Raw genomic sequence first — 12190 nt, 5'->3', positions numbered from 1 at the left:
GAGCTTTGTATGCCTCGTTTTGCTGCCAACCTGAGCATGCTGTACCCGCAACATGATTTTCTCGAGCGCTTCGCGGCTGCGAAGGCCGATGGTTTTGACGCGGTGGAATACCTGTTTCCCTACGACTACAGCGCCGAGGCACTCAAGCAACGCCTGAGTGACAACGGCCTGGTCCAGGCTCTGTTCAATGCACCACCGGGCGATTGGGCGGCGGGGGAGCGCGGCATCGCCACGCTGCCGGGGCGTGAGGCGGAGTTTCGCAGTGGCTTCGACCGGGCCCTGGAGTACGCCGCCGTGCTTGGCAACGACCGCGTGCACGTCATGGCCGGCTTGCTGCCCTCGGAAAGCCTGCGCCAGCGCCATCAGGCCGTGTACCTGGAAAACCTCGCCTACGCCAGCGCAGCGGCGGCCAAGGTCGGCGTCACGGTCTTGCTGGAACCGATCAACACCCGCGACATGCCGGGGTTTTTCCTCAACCGCCAGGACCAGGCCCAGGCCATCTGCCGGGAGGTCGGCGCGCGCAACCTCAAGGTGCAGTTTGACTGCTACCACTGCCAGATCGTCGAAGGTGACTTGGCCACCAAGCTGCGCCGCGACATCGATGGCATTGGCCATATCCAGATTGCCGGGGTACCGGACCGTCACGAGCCTGACCTGGGCGAGCTGAACTACGGCTTCCTGTTCGAACTGATGGACCAGTTGGGCTACGACGGCTGGGTCGGCTGCGAATACCGGCCAAAGGGCGACACCTCGGCGGGCCTGCAATGGTTGCGGGACTGGAAAGCGGCTCGGTAGTCGACGAGCCTCTGTGGCGGTTCGGTTCAAATGTGGGAGGGGCGGTGCGACGATTCGACTTGCCCCCGATAGCGGTGTGTCAGCCAACACACCTGCCAACCCTGCCGCCGCCATCGAAGCCTCGCTAAAGCTCGACCTCTCCCACAAAGGAAGGGCATCACGCCGGCAACGGATCACCCGGCAGCATCAATTCAATCCCGCGCTTGCGGATGCCATCTGCCGCTGCCGGGGCCAAGGCGTCGTCGCTGATGATCACGTCGAACGGTTCCAGCCCGGCGATGCGGTACATGCTGAAGGTGCCGTATTTGGAACTGCTCGCCACCAGCACGACCTGGGATGCCGATTGCATTGCCACTTGCTTGACCTCGACTTTCAGCGCCGAGGGGGTGGTGATGCCTCGGTGCAGATCCCAGGAGCTGGTCGACACAAAGGCGATGTCCGTGACCACCTGGCGCAAGGTCGCCACGGCCAGCCCGCCGACGGAAGAGTGGTTGTCATGGTCCAGTTGGCCGCCGGTGTGGATCACCGTGACTTGCGTCGCATCCATCAGGGCCTGCACGATCCCGAAGTCGTTGGTGACCACGGTCATCCCCGACAGCGCCTTGATATACGGGACGATCTCCAGGGTGCTGGTGCCGGCATCCAGGTACACCGTCATGTCCGCGTGCAGCAACCGCGCCGCCAGTCGCGCCATGGCCTGCTTTTGCGGCAACTCCACCACGGCTTTGGATTGGTGGCTGGGCTCGCTGTGCAACTGACTGGCGATCCGGACCCCACCGGTGACGGAGTACGCCCGGCCTTCCTGCTCCAGCAATGCAATATCGCGGCGCACGGTCATGTGCGAGCAGTCGAACATCTCCATCAACTGGTGCACGCTCATCACCTGATGCTTGCGCAATTGCCGCAGGATTTGTTCGCGACGCTGCTCGGGAATCATCGGGGTACTGCTGTCGGCGGCAGTGTCCTTGGGGGTGGGCATTGAGGCTCCGGGTCGGTCTGGGGGCTGGGGCACATAGTAGCGAATACACGCGGCGTTCGCCTGCTCCCTGCAGGCGATCCCAGCCCATTGCCCGTCAGAACTTGAACCGCCCCACCAACCCCTTGAGCTGACCGGAAATATCCGTCAACCGACCTGATCCGGTCTGCGCCGAGTGGGCAAAGCCTTCGACCAGTTGCGCATCGGCATGGATCTGCGCGATGTGGCGGTTGATCTCCTCGGCCACCTGGTGCTGTTCTTCGGCGGCGGTGGCGATCTGGGTGTTCTGGTCGCGGATCGAGTCCACCGAGCCTTGGATCTTGTCGAAGCTGTCGCGGGCCTGCTGGATGCGTTCCACGCTGGTGTGGGACACCTGCAGGCTGCCTTGCATCTGCAGGGTGACTTCCTGGGTGCGGCGGGCGAGGTTGCCCAGCAGGCTGTCGATTTCGCCGGTGGAGTCGGCGGTGCGGCGCGCCAGGGCGCGGACTTCGTCGGCGACCACGGCAAAACCTCGGCCCTGATCACCGGCGCGCGCGGCTTCAATCGCCGCGTTGAGTGCCAGCAGGTTGGTCTGTTCGGCGATCGAACGGATGGTGTCGAGGATGGTGTTGATGTTCTGGCTGTCCTGCTCCAGTAACTGCATGGTCTGGGTCGACTTTTGCAGGTCTTCGCTGAGCTTGAGCACGCTGCCGGTGGCTTCGCCGATATGCTGCTGGCCATTGTGCACGTCGCGGTAGCCTTCGTCGGCACTCGCGGCGGCGGCGCTGCAGGAGCGCGCGACTTCGTTGGCGGTGGCCACCATTTCGTTGAACGCGGTGCTCACCAGCTCCACGGCTTCGCGCTGGCGGCCGGCGGCCTGGTTCATGTTATTGGCGACTTCGCTGGTGTCGGCGGCGGCGGTCTGCAGGTCGGAAGAGGCGTTACCGATGCGCTGCACCAATTGCGCGATCATGCTCAGGAACTGGTTGAACCAGCCTGCCAGGCTGGCGGTTTCGTCCTTGCCTTGCACTTTGAGTTGGCGCGTCAGGTCGCCTTCGCCTTCAGCAATTTCTTGCAGGCCGTCGGCCACCCCGCGAATCGGGCGCACGATCATGCTGGCAAAGCTGGCACCGACAATCGCGAACACCACGGCCAGGGCGGCGGCAATTGCGGCGATCAACCACGTGAGGCTGGTGGCGCCGGCCATGACTTCATCGCGTTTGATCAGGCCGATAAAGCGCCAGCCCAAATCCTTGGAGCTGACCACGTTGGCCATGTAGGCCACGCCGTTGATGTCGATCTGGGTCACGCCGTCGCCGCGCTTGGCCAGTTCGGCGTAGTTGGGGCCCAGGTCGGCCATCGGCTTGAAGTTGTGCTTGGCGTCGCTGGGGTCCACCAACACGTTGCCGTTGGCTTCCACCAGCATCAGGTAGCCGCTGTCGCCCAGCTTGATATTGCGCACCAGCTCGGTGAGCTGCTTGAGCGACACGTCCAGGCCGACCACGCCAAGGATGTCGCCGGTGGCGTCGGCGACGGTGTGCACGGTGCCGATCAGGACCACGTCGTCCGGTGCCCAGTAATAGGCGCCGGTGCGCACGGTGGCGCCTGGCGCGGCGATGGCGGCTTTGTACCAGGGGCGTACGCGTGGGTCGTAGTTGTTCAGTTTGGTGTCGTCAGGCCAGCTGGCATAACCGCCGTCGGCGAGGCCCAAAGACAAGTAGGCGGTGCTTGGGTGGCTCTTGGCGAACTGGTCGAAAATCGCCAGCAGGTCTTTGTTGGTCTGGGTCAGGGGGATTTGCGCGGCGTCAGCGCCGGCGTAGCTCTTGAGGTCCTTGGCCGCGACAACGCGCGGGTCCTTGGCCACGAAGTCGACGTTCTGGCTGATGCCATCGAAAAACTGCTTCATGCCGTTGTCGATCTGGCGGATCTCGCGGCCGCTGCTGTCGAGGAAATTGGCCAGGGCCCCCTCGCGCAGATTCAGTACAACCAACACAGCGACCAAAATAACCGGGACGCACGCAATGGCGGCAAACGCCCAGGTCAGCTTTTGCTTGATATTCATGACTTCACCCGCGGGTATTTATATTTTTGGCAAGGAGAAAACAGTGGTGTCGAGCGTCGCATGTGTTGTTTTGAGGGGGTGTGGCCCATGCGTACTCCCTGTATATCGACTGCGGGAGCACGCACTTGAGGCCCAAGGGAGTGTTTAACCGATACGTTCGCCACCCAGCGCATCACGCTGCATCGATTGCAGGTTTTTCTCGATGGTTTCGCAGATGGTTTCCATCTGGATCTGGTGTTCGCTGGAGCGGAACGGGCTCTGCAGGTCGGTGCCGATGCGTTCGATGGCCAGCAGCATAAAGCCCACCACGGTGGATGCCAGCGGGGTGAACCAACCCAGGGATTCCACCAGGCCCACCGGCACGATCAGGCAGAACAACGAGATAAACAGGCGTGGGAAATACACGTAAGGGTAGGGCAGTGGCGTGTTGGCGATCCGTTCCATGCCGCCCTGGGCGTTGGATAAATCCACCAGGGTCGACTCCAGCCGTGCCAGGCGAATGCTGTCCACGTGCCCGGCCTTGTATTCCCTGGCCAGCAACGCCGCCGAGCCGGTGAGGATGTCATTGGCAAAGTTGTTGGTGGCGCCGTTGCGGGCGAATTCCTCGGCCGGGATAAACGCACGCACCTCTTCCGGGCACGGCTCACCCTTGAGATGGGCGGCCAGGCAATTCACGTAGGCCACGTGGCGGCGCAGCAGGGTGGACTTGACCGGGTTCACTTCGCCGTCCGGATCGTCCAGCAGGGTCAGCACCTGACGGGCAAAACTGCGCGAGTTATTGACCATCGCCCCCCACAGCGTGCGCGCCTCCCACCAGCGGTTATAGGCGCTGCTGTTGCGAAAGCTGATGAGCACGATCAGTGCCGAGCCCAGCAGGGTAAGGGGCATCAGCGGCAAGTTGATCTTGGCGGTGAGGAACAGCATGAAGTCCACGGTGACGGCGACGTCCCACAGCAACAGCCAGAACAGCGACCAGCCCACATAGCCCATGGTCTTGATGATCAGGCGGTACTTTTTGATGATGGCGGCTTTCAAACGACAACCTCGCGGCGAACGGTAGGCAACAGTGCCTTAGCTCGGACGCCGGCTTGCGGGGAAGGTTCGCCGCAGCGACTGAAACGGTTAAGCCATCGGGGTCTTTTTGGAACAATTTTGGTAGCGACGGTGTCCCCTGCGCTAATCACGATAGATTGCGCCCAAGGCAAAACGCCATTATCGGTGCTGCAATTGAGATCAGTGAATCCAAGTTGTTTGATCAGGGCTCTTTCTCATGTGCAGTGGTTCGTTGAAGTTGGCGATGGAACAGTCGGCGCGGGCGTTCGAGCGCCATGTGGATTTTGAAGCGTGTATTCGTACCCATTATTCGATCTTGCTGGAGTGCTATTCAAAAAGACCCTTTTTCTACAAGACCGCACTCAAGTTCAGTCGCTTGATGGTGTCCTTTACGTTATTGAGCACGTATTTCTCCAAACCGGTGCCATTGCTGTCCGAGGTGAAAGAGTTTTGTATGGCGCGTGGGTTCTGTTCCAGAAACAGCCTGGAGTCGATCTTCCTGCTGTTCCGGGCGCTGGGGTTCATGACGGTGTCCAGGCATGCGGATGACAGCCGTTTGCGGGTATTCAGCCCGTCATCCCAAGCCTGCGAGGAGGTCAGGCAGATGCTCACGTCGGTGGTCGAGCCGCTGGGCGTGATGTGCCCGGAAACCGCGGTGTGCGGCTCAATGAACGGGTTGGATGATCGCGCCTATCTGGCACGTTATTTCAAAGGGTTTTCGGTCCTTCTGAGCCATAACGTGACCATTGACCTGTTGATGCCCGACTGTTATTGGCTGGTAAAGCGCGATGCCGGGCATATGTTGATGCTGGCGATCTATAACGATGCGTGTGCGCTGGATAATCAAGGGGCAAGTTTCAGGTCTTCGTCGTACCTTTCCATCGCTGAGCAACTCTCGGTGTCCAAGACCCACGTTATTCGCCTGGTGCAAGAGGGGGCCGACCGGGGCTATTTCAAGGTTCATTCCAAGACACTGCTTGAAGTCCTGCCACCTTTTATCGTGTTGGTAAGGCGGTTCATGGCTTATTCGTTTGCGACCTGCCTGCACAGTCTTCAACTGAGTCATGTCGATAACAAAGCGGCCACTCATGCACAGGGAGTGACGGGATGCCGGCTAATGTGAAACTCAGGCCTCGGATGCAAAGGCTGTTGTCGCCCGCCATTGCCCAGGCCGAACTGATCGGGATTTTCGCCTGGCTGGCGGTGTTGCTGGTTGATCGCGGGGAGATGTTCGGCTGGCCGGTCGCGCTGGTCACGATGGGTCTGTGCGCGGTGTATGGGGTCCACCGGGTGGTGACTCAGTATGTGCTGTGGCGGGCGCTGGGCGTGGCCTACATGGTGCTGCTGACCGCAGGTTTTGCCTATGTGGTTCACACCCGCCCCGCGTTGCAGGTGTTCGCCTTGCCGCTGGCCGTGACCTTGGTGATGAGCAGCGCAATCCTGTTTATCGTGGTCCAGGATTTTCTGTTATGCGCCGCTGTGGTCTGGTTGCTGACGTGGCCCAGCATTCAATTGAGCCTCTATGAAGGCGTCGACAGCTACGTGTTTATCTTTTGCGCCGCGTCGGTGGCGATCGGCTTTATCTTGAATGTCTATTACCTGAAAAACCTGCGCTCCGTGTTACTGGTCGAGAGTGAGTTTCGGGAATTGGCCGAGACGGATTATTTGACCTCCATCCTGAACCGGCGAGCCTTTATGGAGAGTTTCGCCAAACTGATTGAGGCCGGTGATACCGGTTACTTCATGATGTTGGATATCGACAGTTTCAAGTTGAAGAATGACCAATTCGGCCATGACGTCGGCGACAGGATTCTCTGCGCGATGGCCGCGTGCCTGAAATCCACCCCCGGCAGCCACAGTTTCGGCAGGATTGGCGGCGAGGAATTCGGCGTGCTGCTGGTGGGCGATGACCCTGATGTCGCCAGCGATTTTGCGCTGCGGCTGTTGCATGGGATTCGCTACAGTGTCGCACCGCCCCATCACTACACCTGCAGTGCGGGCATGACGCGTTTTACGGCCGGGGACGATATGTCGGCGGTCCTCAAGCGTGCCGACCGCAATCTCTACGCCGCCAAGGGCAACGGTAAAGACCGCGTGTATCTGGATGGCGCGCCGGTGGTTCATGGTTCGATGTCCACTCCGGAGGCCTTATGAAAGTTGGCGTGATTTCCGATACCCATGGCCTGCTGCGGCCTGAAGCGGTGGCGGCCTTGCAGGGATGCGAGCAGATCATCCATGCCGGCGATATCGGCAGCCCTGAGATTCTTGAGCAGTTGGCACAGATCGCGCCCCTGCACGTGGTGCGCGGCAACAATGACCAGGACGCGGCGTGGGCGGAGCAGGTGCCCGACCACCTGATGCTGGATGTGGGCGGATGGCGGACGTTGGTGGTGCATGACATCGCCGACGTACCCGCCTTACTCGACACGCCTACACGGCTGGTGATCACCGGCCATTCGCACAAGCCCCTGATCGAATGGCGGGGCGCAACGCTGTATGTGAACCCCGGCAGTGCAGGGCGGCGGCGCTTCAAGTTGCCGGTGACGTTGGCGGTGCTGGAGGTGCAGGAAATGACGATCGAGTCGCGGCTGATCGCGCTGCTGGACTGAGCCGGCTTTTATCGTTGCGTCAGGATGCTCTGCAACAATCCCGGAAACCGTTCCTCAAGCACCTCGCCGCGCAGTGAATTCATATGGGTAGTGCCCATGCTGCGGGTGTGTACCAGGCCGGCATCGCGCAGGACCCGGAAGTGGTGGGACATGCTGGACTTGGGACGCCCGCCGTCCAGTTCGCCGCAACTGGCCTCGGGCACGCCGGCCAGGCAGCGGACAATCTCCAGGCGCACCGGATCACTCAGCGCGTACAACAGGCGCTCGAGGGTCAGGTCTTCCGGGGTGGGGTGTTTAAAGGCTCGCATGAAACGAATCATAACAGGGGGCTATCATCGAATACCATAGTTCGATTACCATCGAACTATCGAATCAACCACTCGCTCCTGGAGTTCTCAATGTCCGCTTTGTTCGAACCGTTCAAACTCAAAGACGTCACCCTGCGCAATCGCATCGCCATCCCGCCAATGTGCCAATACATGGCCGATGACGGCATCGTCAACGACTGGCACCTCGTGCACCTGGCCAGCATGGCCCGTGGCGGCGCCGGTTTGCTGGTGGTCGAGGCCACCGCTGTAGCGCCTGAGGGGCGTATCACCCCAGGCTGCGCCGGTATCTGGAGCGACGCCCACGCCCAGGCGTTCGTGCCCATGGTCAAGGCCATCAAGGCCGCCGGCTCGGTGCCAGGCATCCAGATCGGCCACGCCGGTCGCAAAGCCAGCGCCAACCGCCCATGGGAAGGGGACGACCATATGCCTGCCTCCGATGCGCGCAGCTGGGAAACCATCGCGCCGTCAGCCATCGCTTTTGGTGCCAACCTGCCGCAAGTCCCACGCGCCATGACCCTGGACGATATTGCTCGGGTCAAGCAGGACTTCGTCGACGCTGCCCGCCGCGCCCGTGACGCCGGTTTCGAGTGGATCGAACTGCACTTCGCCCATGGCTACCTGGGCCAGAGCTTCTTCTCCGAGCATTCCAACCAGCGCACCGACGCCTACGGTGGCAGCTTCGACAACCGCAGCCGTTTCCTCCTGGAAACCCTGGCCGCCGTGCGCGAAGTCTGGCCAGAGAACCTGCCGCTGACCGCGCGTTTTGGCGTGATCGAATACGACGGCCGTGACGAGCAGACCCTCACCGAATCCATCGAACTGGCCCGCAACTTCAAGGCTGGCGGCCTCGACCTGCTGAGCGTCAGCGTCGGTTTTACCATCCCCGACACCAATATCCCGTGGGGCCCGGCCTTCATGGGCCCGATCGCCGAGCGCGTGCGCCGCGAAGCGGGCATCCCGGTGACCTCGGCCTGGGGCTTTGGCACGCCGCAACTGGCAGAAGGTGCGTTGCAGTCTGGGCACCTGGACCTGGTCTCGGTCGGTCGTGCGCACCTGGCTGACCCGCATTGGGCGTACTTTGCGGCCAAGGAACTGGGCGTGGAGAAATCCTCCTGGACCTTGCCGGCGCCTTACGCCCATTGGTTGGAACGCTATCGCTGAGCGGATCCATTTCTAAAGTTATAAAAAAATCCAAATGTGGGAGGGGCGGTGCGACGATTCGACTTACCCCCTCCCACATTTGCCTCGCGTCCAATTTCCTGCATATCGATACAAAGCGGTTACCTGAAAAATAGTGAATGAGAACAGATGTCAAACGCGAATGACTTGGTATACCATTCCCGCGTTTTTTGGCAGGTTTGCCGCCCCTTCTGGCTCATTCACTAGGTTCAACATCCATGCGTCGTACCTTGATTTCCCTCTGTGTGCTTCAGGCGTTTTCCCCTTTCACCTGGGCAGAGGTTGTCCCTGCCGACAAGGCCAGTCTTGAGCTGCAGGCCACCAATGTCACAGGCGAGGCGGACTACGAGACAGCTCAAGGGCCGGTCAAGGGCTACCACGCCACACGTTCCGCGAGTGCGACGCGCACCGACACCTCGATTCATGAAACCCCGCAGTCCATCAGCGTCGTGTCCAAGGATGTGGTCGAAGACATCGGCGCCACCCGCTTGCAGGACGCACTGGACTACGCCGGCGGCGTGGGCCGCGCCAACAACTTCGGCGGGCAGGGGCTCACCACCTTCACCGTACGTGGCTTCACCACCGGCGAGTTCTACCGCAATGGTTTCCCGATCAACCGCGGCTACCCGAACATGCCGGACGCCAACACCATCGAACGCCTCGAAGTACTGCGCGGTCCGGCGACCATGCTGTATGGCCGTGGCGATCCCGGCGGCACTTTCAACGTGGTCTCCAAGCAACCGCTGGCCGAGCCGACCGTGACCCTCGGCAGCCAACTGGATGACCAAGGCATGCAGCGCGCCACCCTCGACGCCTCCGGCCCGCTGGACGAACAAGGTCGCCTGGCCTATCGCCTGAACGTGGTGGGCGAGGGCGGTGACACGTTCCGTGATCACGTCGAAACCGAACGCTACGGCGTGACGCCGGTGATCACCTGGCAGGCCAGCGATGACACCAAGGTGATCTTCGAAGGCGATTTCATGCGCAACAACCACCCGCTGGACCGTGGCCTGACGCGCTACCCCAATCAAAAAGGCACCGCCTCGCGCGACACCTTCTGGGGTGAAAAAGACGTCGGCAAACTGCACAACGACAACAGCATGGCGCAGCTGCGTTTCGAGCACCTGCTCAATGACAACTGGACCCTGGGCGGCGGTTTCCAATGGCTCGACGGCACCCTGCAAGGCAACGCCATTGAAGCCAACGGCCTGGCCGCCGATGGGCGCACACTGGGCCGGAACTTCAACTACCGCAAGCTGGAGTGGACCGATAAAGACACTCAGCTCAACCTCACCGGGCATTTCTCCACCGGCGGTTTCGATCACACCTTGCTCACCGGCGTCGAGTTCGAAGACTACGACTATAAGTCGATCATCCAGCGCTCCAGTGGCGCGGTGGGGGCCTACACCATCGACATCTTCAACCCGGTCTACGGCCAGGCGCGCCCGAACCTCACACGCACGCCGACCCACGACAAGGAAAACCTCAAGACTTACGCCGCTTTTGTGCAGGACCAGGTGGCCCTGACCGAGCGTTTGAAAGTCCTTGCCGGCGCACGCTTCGAGCGCTTTGAACACGACTACCACACCTACGTGCCGGGCGGTAAAAGCTGGGAAGCCAGCGACAACGCCGTCACCCCACGCGTCGGCGTGATCTATGACCTTACCGACACCGTCGCGGTCTACGCCGACGCCGCGCGTTCGTTCAAGCCCAACACCGGCGCCAGTCGCCAGGGCGGTGGTTTTGAACCGGAGAAAGGCAAATCCTACGAGATGGGCATCAAGTGGGAAGCCCTGGACCGTCAACTCAGCGTCGACGCCGCGATCTACCAGATCGAGAAGAAAAACGTGCTCACCACCGACCCTCTCGACTCAACCTTCAGCGTCGCCGCCGGCCAGGTGCGCAGCCGTGGTTTCGACTTGAACGTGGCGGGCAATATCACCCCCGAGTGGCGTGTGATCGGTGGCTATGCCTATGTGGACGCCGAAGTGACCAAGGACAACACCCTGCGCACCGGCACGCGTTTGCTGAACATCCCGCGCAACAGCTTCAGCCTGCTCAACGTCTACGAATTCCAGGACGGCGCCCTCAAGGGCCTGGGCTTGGGCGCGGGTGGCAAGTATGTGGATGAGCGGGCCGGGCAGACCTCCAACAATGCCTTCTCGATGGACGCCTACACCGTGGTCGACCTGCTCAGCTACTACAAGGTCAACGACAAGGTGCGGCTGAACCTGGATGTGAAGAATCTGTTCAATCGGGACTATGAAGAAGGTGCGTTTGGCAACGTATACGCCTACCCAGGCGAACCGCGCACGGTGCAGGTCGGCATCGCCTACACCCTCTAACAGCCTGCACAGCTTCAATGTGGGAGGGGGCTTGCTCCCGATAGCGGTAGACCAGTCGATGTTGCTATGACTGATCCACCGTCATCGGGGCAAGCCCCCTCCCACATTTGATTGCGTTTACATTACAACGGCGTGAGCACATTCATCACCGTATCCAACGCCACCCGCGTGTCATCCAACTGCACCAGCGAAGCATGCCGTGCGCCAAGGGCGTCGCGGTTTTTTATCGCGGTGAGGATCGCCTTGTGCCGGGGCAGGCTCAGGCCCTGGATGTCCGGGCGGCGGTTGGTGATGTTGATCGACTCGCGCAGCGGCAACGACAGCATGTTGCACATATAGGCGAGCAGGTCGTTGCGGGTGGCGTCGGCGATGGCGCGGTGGAAGTCCAGGTCGGCCTGCAACAGCTGTTCGTGGGTCTGCGCGGTTTCCATGCCCAGGTAGGCTTTTTCGATGGTGGCGATGTCTTCATCGGTGGCGGTGGTCGCGGCCATGGCGGCGATCTCCGGCTCGAGGATGCGACGCACACCGGCCAAGGTGTTGAAGAATTCACTGTGGGGAGTGGACTGCATCAACCAGGACAACACGTCCGGGTCGAGCAGGTGCCATTTCAAGCGCGGCCGCACCACCGCGCCCACCCGCGGCTTGGAATACACCAGGCCCTTGGCGCTGAGCACCCGGGTCGCCTCGCGCAATACCGAACGACTGACCTTGTACTCCTCGCAGAGCGTGGCCTCCATGGGCAACCGTTCTTCGGGCTTGAAGCGACCTGAAACGATGTGCATGCCCAAGTCCTGAACGATCTGGGCATGCATGCTCTTGCGCGGCTTGGGCGGCTGGTGATCCATAACGACAGGGATGCTCTG

The 12190-nt window shown here is 61.3% G+C and carries 10 protein-coding genes and 2 pseudogenes; 6 read left to right on the top strand and 6 right to left on the bottom strand.

Going from position 1 to position 12190, the window contains the following annotated elements; genetic code table 11:
* The first annotated feature begins 9 nt into the window (after positions 1 to 9).
* On the top strand, positions 10 to 795 hold the full coding sequence (gene otnI / locus AD670_RS26980; RefSeq protein WP_053139497.1) for a 2-oxo-tetronate isomerase: 786 nt from the start codon (positions 10 to 12) through the stop codon (positions 793 to 795).
* A 157-nt stretch (positions 796 to 952) separates the two neighbouring features.
* Here the strand turns inward: otnI and AD670_RS26975 are convergent, their stop codons facing one another.
* The 4 genes and pseudogenes from AD670_RS26975 to AD670_RS26965 form a co-directional block, all read right to left on the bottom strand.
* On the bottom strand, positions 953 to 1774 hold the full coding sequence (locus tag AD670_RS26975) for a DeoR/GlpR family DNA-binding transcription regulator (protein WP_053139495.1): 822 nt from the start codon (positions 1772 to 1774) through the stop codon (positions 953 to 955).
* Positions 1775 to 1868: 94 nt separating this feature from the next.
* Positions 1869 to 2405: pseudogene (locus tag AD670_RS32370) on the bottom strand (methyl-accepting chemotaxis protein); the annotation flags it as partial.
* A 327-nt stretch (positions 2406 to 2732) separates the two neighbouring features.
* A pseudogene (locus AD670_RS32365) lies at positions 2733 to 3656 on the bottom strand (cache domain-containing protein); the annotation flags it as partial.
* A gap of 300 nt (positions 3657 to 3956) precedes the next feature.
* Positions 3957 to 4847, bottom strand: coding sequence for a bestrophin family protein (locus AD670_RS26965; protein WP_053139492.1), 891 nt, complete (start codon positions 4845 to 4847; stop codon positions 3957 to 3959).
* A 262-nt stretch (positions 4848 to 5109) separates the two neighbouring features.
* Here AD670_RS26965 and AD670_RS26960 point away from each other — a divergent pair, with 262 nt between their 5' ends.
* Genes AD670_RS26960 through AD670_RS26950 form a run of 3 tightly spaced genes read left to right on the top strand, consistent with a single transcriptional unit; the run spans position 5110 to position 7474 of the window.
* A complete protein-coding gene (locus AD670_RS26960) occupies positions 5110 to 5988 on the top strand; it encodes a hypothetical protein (RefSeq protein ID WP_082341056.1) in 879 nt (292 codons plus the stop codon).
* Positions 5973 to 7019 (top strand): GGDEF domain-containing protein, encoded by a 1047-nt coding sequence (locus tag AD670_RS26955; protein ID WP_053139488.1) that lies wholly within the window; start codon positions 5973 to 5975, stop codon positions 7017 to 7019. The genes AD670_RS26960 and AD670_RS26955 overlap by 16 nt, the downstream gene beginning before the upstream one ends.
* Entirely contained in the window at positions 7016 to 7474 is a 459-nt protein-coding gene (locus AD670_RS26950) for a metallophosphoesterase family protein (RefSeq protein WP_053139486.1), read from the top strand. The genes AD670_RS26955 and AD670_RS26950 overlap by 4 nt, the downstream gene beginning before the upstream one ends.
* An 8-nt stretch (positions 7475 to 7482) precedes the next feature.
* Here AD670_RS26950 and AD670_RS26945 read toward each other — a convergent pair whose 3' ends face one another.
* Positions 7483 to 7794, bottom strand: a complete 312-nt coding sequence (locus AD670_RS26945) for a helix-turn-helix transcriptional regulator (RefSeq protein ID WP_082341055.1) — start codon at positions 7792 to 7794, stop codon at positions 7483 to 7485.
* A gap of 78 nt (positions 7795 to 7872) precedes the next feature.
* On the opposite strand from AD670_RS26945, the gene AD670_RS26940 reads away from it, so the two are divergent.
* Both AD670_RS26940 and AD670_RS26935 read left to right on the top strand, forming a co-directional pair.
* Positions 7873 to 8964: an NADH:flavin oxidoreductase/NADH oxidase gene (locus AD670_RS26940; protein ID WP_053139484.1), complete on the top strand. Its 1092-nt coding sequence runs from the start codon at positions 7873 to 7875 to the stop codon at positions 8962 to 8964.
* Positions 8965 to 9200: 236 nt separating this feature from the next.
* Positions 9201 to 11327 (top strand): TonB-dependent siderophore receptor, encoded by a 2127-nt coding sequence (locus tag AD670_RS26935; protein ID WP_053139482.1) that lies wholly within the window; start codon positions 9201 to 9203, stop codon positions 11325 to 11327.
* Positions 11328 to 11449: 122 nt separating this feature from the next.
* Here AD670_RS26935 and AD670_RS26930 read toward each other — a convergent pair whose 3' ends face one another.
* Complete coding sequence (locus AD670_RS26930; RefSeq protein ID WP_053139481.1) at positions 11450 to 12172, bottom strand: FadR/GntR family transcriptional regulator; 723 nt, start codon at positions 12170 to 12172, stop codon at positions 11450 to 11452.
* Positions 12173 to 12190: the final 18 nt, after the last annotated feature.

This window comes from Pseudomonas sp. MIACH (genome assembly GCF_001269925.1).
Lineage (GTDB): Bacteria > Pseudomonadota > Gammaproteobacteria > Pseudomonadales > Pseudomonadaceae > Aquipseudomonas.
The sequence above is the reverse complement of the archived record's forward strand: the minus strand, read 5'-3'. Positions and strand labels throughout refer to the sequence as shown.